The 769-nt window shown below is 59.2% G+C and carries 1 protein-coding gene; it reads right to left on the reverse strand.

What is annotated here, in order from left to right:
• Positions 1-56: 56 nt before the first annotated feature.
• Positions 57-593 carry a hypothetical protein gene (locus EOS_RS04650; protein WP_047845426.1) on the reverse strand — a complete coding sequence of 179 codons (537 nt, stop codon included), beginning with the start codon at positions 591-593 and terminating at the stop codon, positions 57-59.
• Positions 594-769: the final 176 nt, after the last annotated feature.

Here is a 769-nt window from a genome sequence, read left to right on the forward strand (position 1 = left end):
GGCTCGGGCCGGACGTTGGAAATCGGTGCGGACATCGAAAAACCTCTGGTAAAGACTTACTGGGCGTTCTTGATCAGTGCGTTGGATTGCGTGGGTGCCGGCGTGCCTGCTGCAGCCATTTCATCCGTCTTGCATTCGTCGGCGAGACGCGACGAGTCCTTGTCCGAGAACAACATGGCTTTGGTCGGGATCACGACCAGGTCCATGCCGGTTGCTGCGTCGTGGAAGCGGTCCGCGCCGGTCGTGGTGGCTTCACGCGGCAATTGATAGTCCTTCTTCGCCCAGTTCACAGTGACGACCTGGTCACGCTTCATGTCGCCCTTCAGGTAGAAAGCCAAGCCTTCGTTACAGGACCACTTTGTCGAGCCTTCCGGGATCGGATCGGTTTTTGCTGCGGCTTTGGCTTCCGCGGCAGGTTTGCGCTTGATCAGGCGGCGTGCCGGCGCGGGGCGTTTTGCTACTGCCTTCTTGGCGGTTGCTTTGGCCGGGGCGGCCGTGGTGGTGGTTGCATCTGCGGCCAGTGCGCTCGTGCTGGCGAGCATGCCCGAGAGGGACAGGGCGCCGACAACGCTAGCGATCAGGAGTTTATTCATCAGTGACAGCCTTTCTAGATTTCGTTTAAATGTTCAATCGGGGCTTTTGCAGCGCCACTTCGTGGGGTGAAACGACTGGCTGCATTGGCCCGTTTTGCGAAAGCACGCGCGCCGATTTGGGCTATCCGGCACACGCAGCGCGCTATTTTCGCTTATTTAGCGGCAGGAACTTCAGA

It is taken from the genome of Caballeronia mineralivorans PML1(12), from assembly GCF_001028175.1.
Classification (GTDB): Bacteria; Pseudomonadota; Gammaproteobacteria; order Burkholderiales; family Burkholderiaceae; genus Caballeronia; species Caballeronia mineralivorans.

Excerpts from the sequence above, each read along its gene's own strand:
- EOS_RS04650 (WP_047845426.1), bottom strand. The coding sequence starts at position 593 with ATGAATAAACTCCTGATCGCTAGCGTTGTCGGCGCCCTGTCCCTCTCG.